The sequence below is a fragment of the Caballeronia sp. INML1 genome (assembly GCF_023631085.1).
In the GTDB taxonomy this organism is placed as follows: domain Bacteria; phylum Pseudomonadota; class Gammaproteobacteria; order Burkholderiales; family Burkholderiaceae; genus Caballeronia; species Caballeronia turbans.
In genome coordinates this window covers 62,214-78,707 of record NZ_JALQDT010000035.1, presented here as the reverse complement: position 1 = coordinate 78,707, position 16,494 = coordinate 62,214, and the positions used below count along the sequence as shown (strand labels likewise).

General features: G+C 63.2%; 13 protein-coding genes. 12 read left to right on the top strand and 1 reads right to left on the bottom strand.

What is annotated here, in order from left to right; genetic code table 11:
- The first annotated feature begins 4 nt into the window (after window positions 1-4).
- From mraY to lpxC, 11 genes are all read left to right on the top strand, one after another.
- A complete protein-coding gene (gene mraY / locus NCR38_RS11670) occupies window positions 5-1,174 on the top strand; it encodes a phospho-N-acetylmuramoyl-pentapeptide-transferase (protein ID WP_061121479.1) in 1,170 nt (389 codons plus the stop codon).
- A 46-nt stretch (window positions 1,175-1,220) separates the two neighbouring features.
- Window positions 1,221-2,732 carry a UDP-N-acetylmuramoyl-L-alanine--D-glutamate ligase gene (murD, locus tag NCR38_RS11665; RefSeq protein WP_250477108.1) on the top strand — a complete coding sequence of 504 codons (1,512 nt, stop codon included), beginning with the start codon at window positions 1,221-1,223 and terminating at the stop codon, window positions 2,730-2,732.
- Complete coding sequence (ftsW, locus tag NCR38_RS11660; protein ID WP_250477107.1) at window positions 2,729-4,006, top strand: putative lipid II flippase FtsW; 1,278 nt, start codon at window positions 2,729-2,731, stop codon at window positions 4,004-4,006. The genes murD and ftsW overlap by 4 nt, the downstream gene beginning before the upstream one ends.
- Window positions 4,003-5,121 carry an undecaprenyldiphospho-muramoylpentapeptide beta-N-acetylglucosaminyltransferase gene (gene murG / locus NCR38_RS11655; protein WP_250477106.1) on the top strand — a complete coding sequence of 373 codons (1,119 nt, stop codon included), beginning with the start codon at window positions 4,003-4,005 and terminating at the stop codon, window positions 5,119-5,121. The genes ftsW and murG overlap by 4 nt, the downstream gene beginning before the upstream one ends.
- On the top strand, window positions 5,121-6,524 hold the full coding sequence (murC, locus tag NCR38_RS11650; protein WP_061121483.1) for a UDP-N-acetylmuramate--L-alanine ligase: 1,404 nt from the start codon (window positions 5,121-5,123) through the stop codon (window positions 6,522-6,524). Before murG ends, murC begins: the two co-directional genes overlap by 1 nt.
- A 28-nt stretch (window positions 6,525-6,552) precedes the next feature.
- Window positions 6,553-7,494 carry a D-alanine--D-alanine ligase gene (locus NCR38_RS11645; RefSeq protein ID WP_061121503.1) on the top strand — a complete coding sequence of 314 codons (942 nt, stop codon included), beginning with the start codon at window positions 6,553-6,555 and terminating at the stop codon, window positions 7,492-7,494.
- A gap of 34 nt (window positions 7,495-7,528) precedes the next feature.
- Window positions 7,529-8,281: a cell division protein FtsQ/DivIB gene (locus tag NCR38_RS11640; RefSeq protein ID WP_061121484.1), complete on the top strand. Its 753-nt coding sequence runs from the start codon at window positions 7,529-7,531 to the stop codon at window positions 8,279-8,281.
- 26 nt (window positions 8,282-8,307) lie between these two features.
- The gene (gene ftsA / locus NCR38_RS11635; RefSeq protein WP_008342980.1) at window positions 8,308-9,540 is read left to right on the top strand and encodes a cell division protein FtsA; all 1,233 of its coding nucleotides are present in this window, start codon (window positions 8,308-8,310) and stop codon (window positions 9,538-9,540) included.
- Between the two features lie 108 nt (window positions 9,541-9,648).
- Complete coding sequence (gene ftsZ / locus NCR38_RS11630; protein WP_061121485.1) at window positions 9,649-10,857, top strand: cell division protein FtsZ; 1,209 nt, start codon at window positions 9,649-9,651, stop codon at window positions 10,855-10,857.
- A 286-nt stretch (window positions 10,858-11,143) separates the two neighbouring features.
- Entirely contained in the window at window positions 11,144-11,647 is a 504-nt protein-coding gene (locus tag NCR38_RS11625) for a peroxiredoxin (protein WP_250477105.1), read from the top strand.
- Between the two features lie 262 nt (window positions 11,648-11,909).
- Window positions 11,910-12,827 carry a UDP-3-O-acyl-N-acetylglucosamine deacetylase gene (lpxC, locus tag NCR38_RS11620; protein ID WP_250477104.1) on the top strand — a complete coding sequence of 306 codons (918 nt, stop codon included), beginning with the start codon at window positions 11,910-11,912 and terminating at the stop codon, window positions 12,825-12,827.
- Window positions 12,828-12,877: 50 nt separating this feature from the next.
- Here the strand turns inward: lpxC and NCR38_RS11615 are convergent, their stop codons facing one another.
- Complete coding sequence (locus NCR38_RS11615) at window positions 12,878-13,363, bottom strand: DUF721 domain-containing protein (RefSeq protein ID WP_061121488.1); 486 nt, start codon at window positions 13,361-13,363, stop codon at window positions 12,878-12,880.
- A 285-nt stretch (window positions 13,364-13,648) separates the two neighbouring features.
- Here NCR38_RS11615 and secA point away from each other — a divergent pair, with 285 nt between their 5' ends.
- Window positions 13,649-16,462: a preprotein translocase subunit SecA gene (gene secA, locus NCR38_RS11610; protein WP_061121489.1), complete on the top strand. Its 2,814-nt coding sequence runs from the start codon at window positions 13,649-13,651 to the stop codon at window positions 16,460-16,462.
- Window positions 16,463-16,494: the final 32 nt, after the last annotated feature.

Here is a 16,494-nt window from a genome sequence, read left to right as displayed (position 1 = left end):
CAGCATGCTACTCGCACTCGCGCAATGGCTCCAGAATGACGCCAGCTTCATGCGCGTGTTTACCTACATCACGTTCCGCGCCGTGGGCGCCACGGCGACGGCGCTTTTGATCGGCCTGGTTTGCGGCCCGTGGGTCATCCGCAAGCTGAGCGCGCTCAAAGTCGGCCAGGCCGTGCGCAAGGACGGCCCGCAGACGCACCTCGTCAAGTCCGGCACGCCGACGATGGGCGGCGTGCTCATTCTCATCGGCATCGCGGTGTCGACGCTGCTGTGGGCCGACCTCACGAACCGCTTCGTGTGGATCGTGATGCTCGTCACCTTTGGCTACGGCGTGATCGGCTGGGTGGATGACTATCGCAAGGTCGTGCACAAGGATCCTCGCGGCATGTCCTCGCGTGAGAAGTATTTCTGGCAATCGGTGATCGGCATTTTCGCGGCCGTTTATCTCGCGTTCAGCGTCTCGGAGGCGAACAACGCGCGCGTGTTCGATCTCTTCATGGCGTGGGTGAAGAGCGGCCTGTCGATGGGCCTGCCCGCGCGCGCAGACTTGATGCTGCCGTTCCTCAAGTCGATCACCTATCCGCTCGGCGTGTGGGGCTTCATCGCGATGACGTATTTCGTGATCGTCGGTTCGAGCAACGCGGTGAATCTCACCGATGGTCTCGACGGTCTCGTCATCATGCCGGTCGTGCTCGTGGGCGCGTCGCTCGGCGCGTTCGCGTACGTGATGGGCAGTTCGGTTTATTCGAAATATCTGTTGTTCCCGCACATTCCCGGCGCGGGCGAACTTTTGATCTTTTGTTCCGCAATGGGGGGCGCGGGTCTCGCGTTTCTCTGGTACAACACGCACCCCGCGCAAGTCTTCATGGGCGATGTCGGCGCGCTCGCGCTCGGCGGCGCGCTAGGCACGATCGCGGTGATCGTCCGTCAGGAGATCGTGCTCTTCATCATGGGCGGCATCTTCGTCGCGGAAACGCTTTCCGTGATGCTGCAGGTCTTCTGGTTCAAGTTCACGAAGCGCCGCTACGGCGAAGGCCGGCGTTTCTTCAAGATGGCGCCGCTGCATCACCACTACGAGTTGTCCGGCTGGACCGAGACGCAAGTGGTCGTGCGCTTCTGGATCATCACGTTGATGCTGTGTCTCTTCGGCTTGTCGACGCTCAAGTTGCGTTGATTTTTTTGCGGTTTCGCGGTTTCAGGTTTTTGGGAAAGGTAAAGCGATGTTTGGCGAGAAGTTTGTCGGTCGGCAAAGTCCGATGGTGCTCGTGCTGGGACTGGGTGAATCCGGTCTGGCGATGGCGCGCTGGTGCGCCAGGCACGGTTGCCGCCTGAAGATCGCCGACACGCGCGAAACGCCGCCGAATCTTTCCGAACTCGCGGTTCACAAGATCGATGCGGACTTCATCGGCGGGGCGTTCACGCCCGCATTGCTCGATGGCGGCATCGAACTCGTTGCGATCAGCCCGGGGCTTTCGCCGCTCGCGCCGGATCTCGCGCCGTTGATCGCCGCAGCAAAGGAACGCGGTATTCCCGTGTGGGGCGAACTGGAACTCTTCGCGCAGGCGCTCGCCGGACTGGGCGCGAACGGTTATGCGCCGAAGGTCATCGCGATCACCGGCACGAACGGCAAAACCACGACCACCGCGCTTACCGGTCTTTTGTGCGAGCGTGCGGGCAAGTCGGTCGCAGTCGCGGGCAACATCAGCCCGTCGATGCTCGACAAACTGACCGAAGCGATCGATCAAACCGCCCTCCCGGATGTCTGGGTACTCGAACTGTCCAGCTTCCAGCTCGAAACCGCGCATTCCTTCGCACCGCACGCGGCCGCGGTGCTCAATATCACGCAGGATCATCTCGACTGGCACGGTGGCCTGGACGCGTATGCCGCCGCGAAGGGCCGCATTTTCGGATTGCGCACGACGCGCGTGCTGAACCGTGACGACGCCCGCACGATGGCGCTCGCGAAGAACATCGCGCAGGACCGCGTCGTGACGTTCGGGCTGAACGAGCCGTGTCATGTCGGTGACTATGGTTTGCTGCGCGACAACGGCATGACGTGGCTCGCCATCGGCGTCGATCGCGACGCCGCCGATGAACCCTCGCCGTCGCGTCGCCGCAAGCAGGAAGTCAGCGAGCCGAACGTCGTCTCGAAGCGACTGATGCCTGTCGATGCGCTGCGTATTCGCGGGCTTCACAACGCGGCGAACGCGCTTGCGGCGCTCGCGCTCGCGCGTGCGATCGATCTCCCGCTCGCCGCGCTGTTGCACGGCCTGCGCGAGTATCGCGGTGAGCCGCATCGCGTGGAAGTGATCGCGCAGATCGACGGCGTCGATTACGTCGACGACAGCAAGGGCACCAACGTCGGCGCGACGGTGGCCGCGCTCGATGGACTCGCGCAACGCATCGTGCTGATCGCTGGTGGCGACGGCAAGGGCCAGGACTTTTCGCCGCTCGAAGCGCCTGTCGCACGCTGGGCGCGCGCGGTCATGCTGATCGGACGCGACGCGCCGCGCATTCGCGAAACGCTCGCATCGACGGGCGTCGTGCTCGAAGACCACGCGACGCTCGAAGCCGCGACGAATGCCGCCGCGCGCATCGCGGAAGCCGGCGACGCCGTGTTGCTCTCGCCCGCGTGCGCGAGCCTCGACATGTTCAGGAACTACGCACACCGCGCCGACGTGTTTCGCAGCGCCGTGGAAGATATCGCCGCCGCGCGGGGAGTGATGCTATGAGCTGGTCGGACCGCTTCGGATCGAAACTCACGGGCCAGCGCAACGCGATGCCGAGCGACTCGCTCGCGGGCCGCTCGAATTCCGGCACGCGCGGTGGCATTTCGAGCGCGGTGAACGGCGTGCGCCCCGCGCGCTCGCGCATGCTCGACTACGACTATTCGCTGCTCTGGGTGATGATCGCGCTGCTCGGTCTGGGCATCGTGATGGTGTACTCGGCGTCGATCGCGATGCCCGATTCTCCGAAGTACGCGAGCTACCGCGACTATCACTTCCTCGTGCGCCACCTGATCTCGATTACGACGGCGCTCGTCGGCGCGATCATCGCGTTCAAGATCCCGATCAAGACCTGGGAAAAATACGCGCCGAAGCTGTTTCTCTTCGCGCTGGTGTTGCTGGTCATCGTGCTGATTCCGCACGTCGGCAAAGGCGTGAACGGCGCGCGCCGCTGGATTCCGCTCGGCATCACGAACATGCAGCCGTCGGAAATCATGAAGCTCGCGGTGACGATCTACGCCGCAAACTACACCGTGCGCAAGCAGGAATTCATGCACAGCTTCGGCAAGGGCTTCCTGCCGATGGCGGTGGCGGTCGGCGCGGTCGGCGCGCTTTTGCTGCTCGAACCCGATATGGGCGCGTTCATGGTGATCGCCGCCATCGCGATGGGCGTGCTGTTCCTCGGCGGCGTCAATGGCAAGCTGTTCGGCGGACTGGTGGCGACGGCGGTGGGCACGTTCACGTTGCTCGTGTGGGCATCGCCGTGGCGTCGCGAGCGAATCTTCGCTTACCTCGATCCGTGGGACGACCGTTACGCGCAAGGCAAGGCGTACCAGTTGACGCACTCGCTCATCGCGTTCGGACGCGGGGAGTGGTTCGGCGTCGGACTCGGTGGCAGCGTCGAAAAGCTCAACTATCTTCCAGAAGCGCATACCGACTTCATTCTTGCCGTGATCGGCGAGGAACTCGGTTTCGTCGGCGTGATTTGCGTGATCCTGCTGTTCTACTGGATCGTGCGCCGCGCGTTCGAGATCGGCCGTCAGGCGCTCGCGCTCGATCGCACGTTCGCCGGTCTGATGGCGAAGGGCGTCGGCATCTGGTTCGGCGCGCAGACGTTCATCAACATGGGCGTGAATCTCGGCCTCCTGCCGACCAAGGGTCTTACGCTGCCGCTCGTCAGCTACGGCGGCTCGGGCATTTTGCTGAACTGCGTCGCGCTGGCTGTCTTGCTGCGCGTGGATTACGAAAATCGGGTTCTCATGCGCGGAGGAAAAGTATGACCGCGCAACGCGGCCGCACCTTGATGGTGATGGCGGGCGGCACCGGGGGCCACGTGTTCCCGGGGCTCGCGGTCGCGCACTGGATGCAGGCCCACGGCTGGCGCGTGGTATGGCTCGGCAATGCGAACGGCATGGAAGCGACGCTCGTGCCGAAGCACGGCATTCCGATGGAATACGTGCGCTTTGGCGGCGTGCGCGGAAAAGGCATCAAGACGAAGCTGATGCTGCCGGTGAATCTGCTGCGCGCATGCTCGCAGAGCCTCGCCGCGCTGCGTCGCGTGAAGCCGGATGTCGTACTCGGCATGGGCGGCTACATCACGTTTCCGGCGGGCATCATGACGAAGCTCGCGGGCTGCCCGCTCGTGCTGCACGAACAGAATTCGATCGCGGGACTCGCGAACAAGGTGCTCGCGCATCTTGCGAAACGCGTGCTCGTCGCGTTTCCAAATGCTCTGCCGAATGCCGAATGGACCGGTAATCCGATCCGTGCGGAACTAACGAGCGCGTTGCCACCCAAAGTACGCTACGCCGCGCGTTCGGGGCGTCTGAATGTGCTCGTCGTCGGCGGCAGTCTCGGCGCGGCCGCATTGAACGAAACCGTGCCGAAGGCGCTCGCGATGCTGGCGCCGGACGAGCGTCCGCGCATCGTTCATCAGGCGGGCGCGAAGCATATCGAAGCACTGGAAGCGAACTACGCGGCGGCGGGTCTCACGCGCGGAGAAGATTTGCAACTCGTGCCGTTCATCGAAGACATGGCGGGCGCTTACGCATCGGCGGATCTCGTCATCTGTCGCTCAGGCGCGATGACGGTCTCGGAGATTGCGGCGGTGGGCGTAGCAGCGCTCTTCGTGCCGTTCCCGTTCGCCGTCGACGATCACCAGACGACCAACGGCGCCTTTCTCGCGAAGAACGGCGCGGCTGAACTGATACAACAACGCGATTTGTCGGCGCAAAAGCTCGCCGACTTGCTACGCGTACAGACGCGCGCATCGCTCGAGCAAATGGCCGAGCGCTCGCGCGCACTCGCGAAACCGGACGCGACCGAAAAGGTCGCGAGCATATGCGCCGACGTGGCCGGCGCGCGTGTGAACGCGCAAGCTCGGGAGGCACATTAATGAAACATATCGTCAAGCATATTCACTTCGTCGGGATCGGTGGCGCCGGCATGAGCGGCATCGCGGAGGTGCTGCTCAATCTCGGCTATCACGTGAGCGGTTCGGATCTCGCGAACAACGCCGTGACCGAGCGGTTGCGTGCGCTCGGCGCGCGCGTCGACATCGGCCATCAGGAACAGAACATCGAAGGCGCGAATGCGGTCGTCGTGTCGACGGCCGTGCGTCCCGACAATCCCGAGGTGCTCGCGGCGCGCCATCGCCGCGTGCCGATCGTGCCGCGCGCCGTGATGCTCGCGGAACTCATGCGGCTCAAGCAGGGCATCGCGATCGCCGGTACGCATGGCAAGACCACGACGACTTCGCTCGTCGCAAGCGTGCTCGCCGCGGGCGGACTCGATCCGACGTTCGTCATCGGCGGCCGCCTGATTAGCGCGGGCGCGAACGCGCGGCTCGGCACGGGCGATTTCATCGTCGCGGAAGCCGACGAATCCGACGCATCGTTCCTGAATCTCTTCCCGGTGATCGAAGTCATCACGAACATCGACGCCGATCACATGGACACCTACGGCCACGACTTCGCGCGGCTGAAGCAGGCGTTCATCGAGTTCACGCATCGTCTGCCGTTCTATGGCATCGCGGTGTTGTGCGTCGACGATCCGAACGTGCGCGAAATCCTGCCGTTCGTCTCGAAGCCGATCATCCGCTACGGCCTGGGCGCCGAAGCGGAAGTGCGCGCAGTAAATGTCGAGGCGCGCGACGGCCGCATGCATTTCACCACGTTGCGCGCGGATGCGCCGTCGCTCGACATCGTGTTGAACCTTCCGGGTACGCACAACGTGCAGAACGCGCTCGCGGCGATTGCGATTGCGACTGAACTTGAAGTCGCGGATGCCGATATCCAGCGTGCGCTCGCCGAATTCAACGGCGTGGGCCGGCGCTTCCAGCGTTACGGCGAAGTGAACGCGAGCACCGGCGAAGGCGCGTACACGCTGATCGACGACTACGGTCATCACCCGGTTGAAATGGCCGCGACGATCGCGGCGGCGCGCGGTGCGTTTCCCGACCGGCGTCTCGTTCTCGCGTTCCAGCCGCATCGCTATACGCGCACGCGCGACTGCTTCGAGGATTTCGTACGAGTGCTGTCGACGGTCGATGCGCTCGTGCTCACCGACGTTTACGCAGCAGGCGAAGCACCCATCGTCGCAGCGGACGGCCGCGCATTGGCGCGCGCGATTCGCGTCGCGGGCAAGGTGGAGCCGGTATTCGTCGAGACGATCGACGAAGTGCCCGACGCGGTAACGACGATCGCGCGTAACGGCGACGTGGTGATCACGATGGGCGCGGGTTCCATCGGCGGCGTGTGCGGAAAGCTGGCGAACGTGGCAAATGGCCAGTCTCAGTAAGAGCGGTATCAAGAACATGAGCAATCAGGTGAATCAAATCGATCCCAAAGCCTTCGGCAAAGTCGCGGTATTGCTCGGTGGAAATTCCGCCGAGCGCGAGGTGTCGCTCAATTCCGGGCGCCTCGTGCTCGAAGGTCTGCGCGACGCGGGCATCGATGCGCATCCGTTCGATCCGGCCCGGCGTCCGCTTTCGGAACTGAAGGCCGACGGTTTCGTGCGCGCGTTCATCGCGCTGCACGGCGGCTATGGCGAGAACGGCCAATTGCAAGGCGCGCTGGATTTCTACGGCATCCGTTACACGGGCAGCGGCGTGCTCGGCTCGGCGCTCGGTATGGACAAGCTGCGCACGAAGCTCGTGTGGCAGCAGACCGGCATTCCGACGCCGCCGTTCGAAACCGTCTTTCGCGGTGAAGATTACGCGGCGCGCGCGCAGGACATCGTCGCGAAGCTCGGGCTGCCGCTCTTCGTGAAGCCGGCCAGCGAAGGCTCGAGTGTCGCGGTTATCAAGGTGAAGAGCGCGGAAGCGCTCGTGCCGGCGCTCGCTGAAGCTGCGAACTTCGACAAGATCGTGATCGTCGAGAAGAGCATCGAGGGCGGCGGCGAGTTCACGTGCTGCATCGCGGGCGATCTTGATTTGCCGGTCATCAAGATCGTGCCGGCGGGCGAGTTCTACGACTATCACGCGAAGTACGTCGCCGACGACACGCAGTATCTGATTCCTTGCGGCCTGACCGAAGCCGAAGAAGCACGCATGAAGCAGCTGACCAAGCGCGCGTTCGAGATTCTCGGCTGCACCGACTGGGGCCGCGCCGACTTCATGCTCGACTCGGACGGCAACCCGTATTTCCTCGAAGTGAACACGGCGCCCGGCATGACCGATCACTCGCTGCCGCCGAAGGCCGCGCGCGCGGTCGGCATCAGCTACAAGGATCTCGTCGTGAAGGTGCTGTCGCTCACGCTGAAGAATTAGGTCGATCACTCACAGGATACGAACAAGCGAAACCATGTGGAACAACGTTCGCCAACTCAACCTCGCCGCCAACGCGCTGCACGTCGTGCTCGTGCTGCTGCTTCTGGGCGCCGCGGGTTACTGGGCGATCCAGCGTCCCGAGTTTCGCCTGCGCGAGATTCAGATCGACGGAGACACGACCCACGTCAGTTCGCCGGTCGTGCGCGCGAGCGTGGTCGGTCATCTCAAGGGCAACTTCTTCACCGTCGATCTGGATGCGGCGCGCGCCGCCTTCGAGCAGGTGCCGTGGGTGCGCCACGCGAGCGTGCGGCGCGTGTGGCCGAACGCGCTCGCAGTGACGCTGGAGGAATACAAGCCGCTCGGCACATGGGGCAACGATCAACTCGTGAGCGTCGACGGCGATCTCTTCACGGCGAACCAGGGCGAACTCGACGACGACCTGCCGTCGTTCGACGGTCCCGAAGGCACGGCGAAGGAAGTGGTTGCGCGGTATCGCGATTTTCAGAAGTGGTTCGCGCCGCTGGATGCGAAGCCCGAGGAAGTGACGCTGTCGCCGCGCTTTGCGTGGACGGTCAAGCTCTCGAACGGCACGCAGATCGAACTCGGCCGCGAGCGCAACCAGGACACGCTGAACGACCGTTGCAAGCGATTCGTCGCGTCGTGGACGTCCGTCACGGGACGATGGGGGAAAGACATCGAATATGCGGATTTGCGGTACCCGAACGGCTTCGCCATACGAGCCGCGAACATGCGCTTCATCAACGACACCGATAAGGCCAAGAAGTAAGCAGACATCACAGGCATGAGCACGCTATGAGCAAAGACTACAAAGACCTGCTGGTTTCCCTCGACATCGGAACGTCGAAGGTGGTCGCGATCGTCGCCGAACTGAAGGGCGAAGGCCACTACGAGGTGATCGGACTCGGTCAGAGCGACTCGAAGGGGCTGAAGAAGGGCGTCGTGGTCAATATCGAGGCCACGGTGCAATCCATCCAGCGCGCGCTGGAAGAGGCCGAACTAATGGCCGATTGCAAGATCACGAACGTATTCACCGGGATCGCGGGCAGCCACATTCGCAGCTTCAATTCGAGCGGCATGGTTGCGATCAAGGACAAGGAAGTCACGCAGGCGGACGTCGCGCGCGTGATCGAGACGGCCAAGGCAATCAACATCCCGACCGATCAGCAGGTGCTGCATATCCTGACCCAGGAATTCATCATCGACGGCCAGGAAGACGTGCGCGAACCGATCGGCATGAGCGGCATCCGCCTCGAAGTGAAGGTGCACATCGTGACGGGCGCGGTGAGCGCCGCGCAGAACATCGTGAAGTGCGTGCGCCGCTGCGGACTCGAAGTGAACGACCTGATTCTGCAACCGCTGGCGTCGTCGCTTGCCGTGCTGACCGAGGACGAGAAGGAACTCGGCGTCGTGCTGGTCGATATCGGCGGAGGCACGACCGACATCGCCATCTTCAGCGAAGGCGCGATCCGTCATACGGCGGTGATTCCGATCGCAGGCGACCAGATCACGAGCGACGTGGCCATGGCGCTGCGCACGCCGACGCCCGACGCCGAAGATATCAAGGTGAGCTACGGCATCGCGAAACAGGCGCTTGCCGATCCGGACGAAATGATCGAAGTGCCGGGCCTCGGCGAGCGCGGTCCGCGCACGCTGTCGCGTCAGGCGCTGGCGGCGGTCGTGGAGCCGCGTGTCGAGGAGCTCTTCTCGCTGGTGCAGCAGGTCGTGCGCGAGTCGGGCTACGAAGAGCTGCTGTCGAGCGGCGTCGTGCTGACCGGCGGCGCGGCGATGATGCCCGGGATGGTCGAGCTCGGCGAAGACATCTTTTTGAAGCCGGTGCGCATCGGCGTGCCGGAATACGCGGGCGGTCTCGCCGACGTGGTGCGCAATCCGCGCTACTCGACCGCGATGGGCCTGCTCGCCGAAGGACGCTCGCAACGTATGCGCGGACGCAAGGTCGCGGTGCAAAACGGTTCGATGGGACAAGTGTTCTCGCGGATGAAGGACTGGTTCCTCGGGAACTTTTAAGCAAAACGCAGTTAAGAACTACGCGCTGGTACCGGCGGCTGGCGCGCGACGAAAGGTTGCCCGATCTCTCGTCGAATAACGCCGATCTTCATTCTTGACGGAGGCAACATGGATTTCGAAATGCTGGAAACGGAAACCAACGGAACGATCATCAAGGTCGTGGGCGTTGGTGGTGCTGGCGGCAACGCGGTACAGCACATGATCAACCGGGGTGTGCAGGGCGTCGACTTCATCGTGATGAACACCGACGCACAAGCGCTCGCGCGTTCCCGCGCGCCGGCGGTTCTGCAACTGGGCATGACCGGTCTCGGCGCGGGCGCGAAACCGGAGAAGGGCAAGGAAGCGGCGGAAGACGCGCGTGAGCGCATCGCCGACGCACTGCGCGGCGCGCACATGGTGTTCATCACCGCCGGCATGGGCGGCGGCACGGGCACGGGCGCGGCGCCGGTCGTCGCGCAGATCGCGAAGGAAATGGGCATTCTGACTGTCGGCGTGGTGAGCAAGCCGTTCGAGTTCGAAGGCGGCCGCCGCATGCGCGTGGCGGAAGCCGGCTCGCAGCAACTGGAGGATCACGTCGACTCGCTGATCGTCGTGCTCAACGACAAGCTGTTCGAGGTGATGGGCGATGACGCCGAGATGGACAAGTGCTTCCAGTGCGCGGACGACGTGCTGAACAACGCAGTGGCCGGTATCGCGGAAATCATCAACGTCGATGGTCTCGTGAACGTCGACTTCGAAGATGTGAAGACGGTGATGGGCGAGCAGGGCAAAGCGATGATGGGCACGGCGACGGTTGCCGGCGTCGATCGCGCGCGTCTCGCCGCCGAGCAGGCTGTCGCAAGCCCGCTGCTGGAAGGTGTGGATCTGTCGGGTGCGCGTGGCGTGCTGGTGAACATCACGTCGAGCCGCTCGCTGCGTCTGTCGGAAACGCGCGAAGTGATGAACACCATCAAGAGCTACGCAGCCGATGACGCCACGGTGATCTTCGGCGCCGTGTACGACGACGCGATGGGCGATGCACTGCGTGTGACGGTGGTGGCAACCGGTTTGGGCCGCGCGGCGAAGAAGCAGCAGCAAGCGCCGATGACCCTCCTGCGCACGGGCACCGATAACCAGCCGGTCGCGCACGGTCATCAACCTTCGCACAACACGTACGGCGCGCAGCACGGCCAGTCGACGACGGATTACGGTCAACTCGACACCCCCGCCGTGTGGCGTTCGACGCGCGAAACCGCGGCATCGCACGTGCAGGCTCTGCAGGAAAAGGGCGTCGATACGTATGACATTCCGGCGTTCCTGCGCAAGCAGGCGGACTGAGCGGCGCACGTTATTTGCTGCTGAGTCAGCTATGGCCATGCAGCGCACCGCGTGCACGCGCTGAACATATCGTGCGGATGATGCAGGCTTCGCGTGGGGCGACTGTCCAAGGCCGCGTCCTGGATGCAAAATGGACGCCGGGCCGTGGCCAGCCGACCCCCACGAATTTGCCCCTGACGTCGAGGAAGCAAATCGAAGCCGAAGTTGCCGCAATGACGTTCGGCAAGGTCGCGGGATGATGCAATCGCGAGGATGTTCGCGAGTCCTGATGAGGGAAGGACCGAGCATGATCAAAGTGGGTGATACGTTGCCCGATGTGGGTCTCTTCGAGTTCATCGAGGAGGCGACCGAGGGCTGTGCCGTGGGACCGAATGCGTTCCCGGTGCGCGAGCGGTGCGCCGGCAAGCGCGTGGTGATCTTCGGATTGCCGGGCGCGTTTACGCCGACATGCTCCGCGAGACACGTGCCCGGCTACGTCGAAGCAGCAGCGGATCTGTCCGCTGCGGGAATCGACGAAATCTGGTGCGTTTCCGTCAACGACGCGTTCGTCATGAGCGCGTGGGGACGCGATCTTCAAGCCTCGGGCAAGGTGAAGATGATCGCGGACGGCAGTGCGCGTTTCACTCAGGCACTCGGACTGGATCAGGATTTGTCCGAGCGTGGCATGGGAATTCGTTCCCAGCGCTACGCGATGGTGGTCGACGATGGCGTGGTCAAGACGCTGTCAGTCGAAGCGCCCGGCAAGTTCGAAGTCAGCGACGCTCGAAGCATCCTGGCGACGTTGCGCTGAGTGCAGCGGCGCCGCGTTGCCAGCGCGCAACGCTAAACGCGCCCTCGCACTGAGCTGCAGCTTGGGGCCGATGACCGGAAATGCCTCCATTCCGGGCATCGGCCCGTTCTACTTCATAATTCGCCGCCGCGACGTAACACTGGGAAACAGTTGATACCTCCTGGATCAGGACGGCGCGAGACGAATGGAGTATAATTCGACCTATTAGAATTTAACGCACGATTGATTCTCTTTATAGGGAACTTAAATCGGAAAGAACATCATGTTGAAGCAGCGAACAATCAAGACCGTCGTCAAAACCGTGGGGATCGGGCTCCATTCCGGTCGCAAGGTCAATCTGACTCTGCGCCCCGCACCGATTGGCACGGGCATCGTTTTTTCGCGCATCGACCTGCCCGAGCCGGTCGACATCCCCGCGTCCGCAATGGCAATCGGCGATACCCGTCTCGCATCCGTTTTGCAGAAGGATGGCGCGCGCGTGTCGACCATCGAGCACTTGATGTCGGCGTGTGCGGGTCTCGGCATCGACAACCTGTATGTCGATGTGACCGCTGAGGAAATCCCGATCATGGACGGCAGCGCGGCTTCGTTCGTGTTTCTCATCCAGTCGGCGGGTATCGAAGAGCAGAACGCGCCGAAGCAGTTCATCAAGGTGACGAAGCCCGTCGAAGTGCGCGACGGCGACAAGTTCGCCCGTCTCGAACCGTATTTCGGCTTCAAGTTGAGCTTCACCATCGACTTCCGCCATCCGGCCGTCGATAAAACCGGACAAGCGCTCGAAGTGGACTTCGCGACGACTTCCTACGTGCGCGAAATCGCCCGCGCACGCACGTTCGGCTTCGCGCACGAAGTCGAGATGATGCGTGAACTGGGACTCGCACGCGGCGGCAGCATGGACAACGCAATCGTGCTGGACGAATACCGCATCCTGAACAATGACGGCCTGCGCTACGACGACGAATTCGTGAAGCACAAGATGCTCGACGCGATCGGCGACCTGTACGTAGTCGGCCATCCGTTGCTGGCGTCGTACAAGGCGTACAAGGGCGGCCACGCGATGAACAACATGCTGCTGCGCGAGTTGCTCGCGAACGAAGACGCTTATGAAGTCGTTACGTTCGAGGATACGCAGAAGGCGCCGCGCGGTTTCGGATTCGATACGCAGACGGCATTTGCCTGATTTAAAGCATTGATTCAGTGGTCAGAGATGAGCGGCAGCGAAAGCACCGCTCATTTTTTTTGCGTGCGCCCCTGATGACGTGAAGCCATCCGCGCGAGCGCTTCCTGCAGCGGCGACGGCTCCAGCGTCTCGGCCAGTTCCTGCAACGCCGAAGCGCCTGCCGGCGACATCCGGGCCTGCTTCGGCGGCGCGGGTTCTTTCATCGATTGAGGACGCACTCGAATCTTCAGCGCGTTGACGGCCCAGCCGCGCTGCTGAAGATCCGAGAGCAGACGCGGTTCCAGATGCCGCAGACGCGCGGCGAGCGCGTTATGCGCAGCGAAGAGCGCGAGCACGCCGTCTTTGATGAATCCCGGCTCCACGTTCGACGCCAGATAATCCGGCAAGAGCGCGCTCAAATCGCGCTGCAGCGCCGCCACTTGCTCGACACCCGCACGCAGCGCGCGAAACGCATCGGTGCGATCGAGCACGTCTGCGACGGCTTGCGGCCTGCGTGGATCGAAACGCGACCTTGAATTTGTAGAAAAGCGGCTCATTTTTTTAGGTGGACGCCCGACGGGACGGTTCGATTGTACGCGACGCAAGTTATTGTTCCCGGTCGACAGCCTTTTCCGGCGTTGCTTGCCGGAAAGCTTTCAACCCGTTGACTGTCGCGCCCCGCCGACGCGCGCGCGGGTACGCCGACGCAAGGTCTGCCAAGCTCGCGTGCTAAAATTCCCGATTCGAATTTCACCCTATGGACTTAAGTCGCCGAGGTTCTCCGAGCCCGGACGCAGCTTGCACATGCGCCCGTCCGAAGCCGCGACGCAGACACTGATCCGATGACGACCGGTTTCCTTCAGAAGATTTTTGGCAGCCGCAATCAGCGGCTGGTCAAGCACTATCAAAAGACCGTTGCGGCGATCAATGCCCTTGAGCCGACCGTCGAGAAGTACTCGGACGACCAGCTGCGCGCCAAGACCGACGAGTTCCGCCAGCGTGTCGCGGGCGGCGAATCGCTCGACGTGATCCTGCCCGAGGCGTTCGCCGTCTGCCGCGAAGCGAGCAAGCGCGTGCTGAAGATGCGCCACTTCGACGTACAGCTCATCGGCGGCATGGTCCTGCACTACGGCAAGATCGCCGAAATGCGCACCGGCGAGGGCAAGACGCTCGTCGCGACGCTCGCCGCGTATCTGAACGCGCTGTCGGGCCGCGGCGTGCACGTCGTCACGGTGAACGATTACCTCGCACAGCGCGACGCCGAATGGATGGCGCGTCTCTACAACTTCCTCGGGCTCTCGTGCGGCGTGAACCTGTCGCAGATGGAGCATTCGCAGAAACAGGAAGCGTACGCGGCGGACATCACCTACGGCACGAACAACGAGTTCGGCTTCGACTATCTGCGCGACAACATGGTCTACGAGACCACCGCGCGCGTGCAGCGGCCGCTCAATTTCGCGATCGTCGACGAAGTGGACTCGATCCTCATCGACGAAGCGCGTACGCCGCTCATCATCTCCGGCCAGGCGGAAGACCACACCGATCTCTACGTGCGCATGAACGCGCTGCCGCCGCTGCTCGAGCAACAGATCGGCGAGGAAAAGGCAGACGGCACGGGCGTCGAGAAGCCGGGCGACTATACGCTCGATGAAAAGGCGCGCCAGGTGTTCCTGACGGAATCGGGCCACGAAAAGGCCGAGCGTCTGCTCGCCGAGTGGGGCCTGATCGGCGAAGGCGAGAGCCTCTATGCGCCGCAGAACATCACGCTGATGCACCACATCTATGCCGCGTTGCGCGCGCATACGCTCTTCCTGCGCGATCAGCACTACGTCGTGCAGAACGGCGAAGTCGTGATCGTCGACGAATTCACGGGCCGCATGATGACGGGCCGCCGCTGGTCGGACGGTCTGCACCAGGCCGTCGAAGCGAAGGAACACGTCCAGATTCAGGCCGAGAACCAGACGCTTGCGTCCATCACGCTGCAGAACTACTTCCGCATGTACGCGAAGCTGTCCGGCATGACCGGCACCGCGGATACGGAAGCGTACGAATTCAACGAGATCTACGGCCTCGAAACGGTCGTGATTCCGACCAACCGTCCGCCGAAGCGCGTCGACAAGCAGGATCAGATCTACAAGACGTCGAAGGAACGCTATGACGCGGTCATTCGCGACATCCGCGATTGCGTCGAACGCGGTCAGCCGACGCTCGTCGGCACGACGTCGATCGAAGCGTCCGAACTGCTGTCCGGCCTGCTCACTCAGGCGGGCGTGAAGCACGAGGTGCTCAACGCGAAGCAGCACGCGCGCGAAGCCGCGATCGTCGCGGAAGCGGGCCGTCCGGGCGTCGTCACGATTGCGACGAACATGGCCGGTCGCGGGACGGACATCGTGCTCGGCGGCAACGTCGAGAAGCAGGCGTCGTTCATCGAAGCGGATCTGTCGATCCCCGAGAACGAGAAAGCCACGCGCATCCAGAAGTTGCACGACGAATGGCAGACGCTCCACGATCACGTGAAGGCCGCGGGCGGCCTGCATATCATCGGCACGGAGCGTCACGAGTCGCGCCGTATCGACAACCAGTTGCGCGGCCGCGCGGGCCGTCAGGGCGATCCGGGTTCGTCGCGCTTCTATTTGTCGCTGGATGATCCGCTCCTGCGCATTTTCGCGGGCGACCGCGTGCGCGCGATCATGGATCGCCTGAAGATGCCGGAAGGCGAGCCGATCGAAGCGGGCATGGTCACGCGCTCGATCGAAGGCGCGCAGCGCAAGGTCGAAGCGCGTAACTTCGATATCCGCAAGCAACTGCTCGAATATGACGACGTCGCCAACGATCAGCGCAAGGTGATCTACCAGCAGCGCAACGAACTGCTCGAAGCGAACGACGTCCAGGAAACCATCGCCGCGATGCGTCAGAGCGTGATCGGCGACGTCGTGCGCACCTTCGTGCCGGCCGGCAGCATCGAGGAGCAGTGGGAAGCGCCGGAACTGGAAGAAGTGCTGCGCAACGACTGGTCCCTCGACCTCGCCGTGCAGGAGATGATCAACGAGTCGAACTCGATCGACGCCGAAGAGATCTGCGAAGCCGTGCTCGCCGCCGCCGACGAAGCGTACGAAGCGAAGGTCGCGCTCGTGGGCCGCGAGTCGTTCAGCGCGTTCGAACGCTCGATCATGCTGCAGACGCTCGACAGCCGCTGGCGCGAGCACCTCGCCGCGCTCGATCACCTGCGTCAGGGCATCCATCTGCGCGGCTATGCGCAGAAGAATCCGAAGCAGGAATACAAGCGCGAGGCGTTCGAGCTCTTCGCCGCGATGCTCGATGCGGTCAAGCAGGAAGTCACGCGCGTCGTGATGAACGTGCAGATCCAGTCGCCGGAACAACTCGAGGAAGCCGCCGAACAGTACGAAGAGAAGGGCAGCCATCTCGAGAACGTGTCGTTCACGCACGCGGACTTCAACGCGCCGGCCGCGGAACCGACGCCCGCCACAGCCGCGGCGAGCGCGACCGCGCAGATGGTTAGCCAGGCAATGGCCGCCGGCGACGACATCAGCGTCGTGACGCGCCCGTCGGACGACGTGCCGAAGGTCGGCCGCAACGATCCGTGCCCATGCGGAAGCGGCAAGAAGTACAAAAACTGTCACGGCAAGCTGGCTTGATCGGCTGCTGACCAGACTCAAGCGACGCAGCG

Excerpts from the sequence above, each read along its gene's own strand:
- murG (WP_250477106.1), top strand. The coding sequence starts at position 4,003 with ATGACCGCGCAACGCGGCCGCACCTTGATGGTGATGGCGGGCGGCACC.
- murD (WP_250477108.1), top strand. The coding sequence starts at position 1,221 with ATGTTTGGCGAGAAGTTTGTCGGTCGGCAAAGTCCGATGGTGCTCGTG.
- lpxC (WP_250477104.1), top strand. The coding sequence starts at position 11,910 with ATGTTGAAGCAGCGAACAATCAAGACCGTCGTCAAAACCGTGGGGATC.
- NCR38_RS11625 (WP_250477105.1), top strand. The coding sequence starts at position 11,144 with ATGATCAAAGTGGGTGATACGTTGCCCGATGTGGGTCTCTTCGAGTTC.
- murC (WP_061121483.1), top strand. The coding sequence starts at position 5,121 with ATGAAACATATCGTCAAGCATATTCACTTCGTCGGGATCGGTGGCGCC.
- ftsA (WP_008342980.1), top strand. The coding sequence starts at position 8,308 with ATGAGCAAAGACTACAAAGACCTGCTGGTTTCCCTCGACATCGGAACG.
- NCR38_RS11640 (WP_061121484.1), top strand. The coding sequence starts at position 7,529 with ATGTGGAACAACGTTCGCCAACTCAACCTCGCCGCCAACGCGCTGCAC.
- NCR38_RS11615 (WP_061121488.1), bottom strand. The coding sequence starts at position 13,363 with ATGAGCCGCTTTTCTACAAATTCAAGGTCGCGTTTCGATCCACGCAGG.
- secA (WP_061121489.1), top strand. The coding sequence starts at position 13,649 with ATGACGACCGGTTTCCTTCAGAAGATTTTTGGCAGCCGCAATCAGCGG.
- ftsW (WP_250477107.1), top strand. The coding sequence starts at position 2,729 with ATGAGCTGGTCGGACCGCTTCGGATCGAAACTCACGGGCCAGCGCAAC.
- mraY (WP_061121479.1), top strand. The coding sequence starts at position 5 with ATGCTACTCGCACTCGCGCAATGGCTCCAGAATGACGCCAGCTTCATG.
- ftsZ (WP_061121485.1), top strand. The coding sequence starts at position 9,649 with ATGGATTTCGAAATGCTGGAAACGGAAACCAACGGAACGATCATCAAG.